Genomic DNA, 261 nt, shown 5'->3' on the forward strand with positions numbered 1-261 from the left:
GGTTATTCTATTAGCGGTGCGATGGTCACAGCCGCTAATAAAGTGATTGCCGTTCTCGATTCATCGAAATTTAACCGTCGCGGTTTTAATCAGGTACTACCAATCGAAAAAATTGACATTATTATTACCGATGATGCTGTGTCAGAGGTGGATAAACTGGCATTGCAGAAGACGCGGGTAAAATTAATTACGGTGTAGTATTGTTCTGTATGCCGGATAAGGTGTTTACACCGCATCCGGCATTACGGATTCTCCCTGGTT

General features: G+C 42.9%; 1 protein-coding gene. It reads left to right on the forward strand.

Annotated elements, in window-relative coordinates:
- On the forward strand, positions 1-198 hold a 198-nt coding region (locus SB764_RS41640; RefSeq protein WP_410866983.1), incomplete at its 5' end, for a hypothetical protein.
- Positions 199-261: the final 63 nt, after the last annotated feature.

The organism is Paraburkholderia sp. SIMBA_027 (assembly GCF_046535315.1).
GTDB classification, from domain to species: domain Bacteria; phylum Pseudomonadota; class Gammaproteobacteria; order Burkholderiales; family Burkholderiaceae; genus Paraburkholderia; species Paraburkholderia tropica.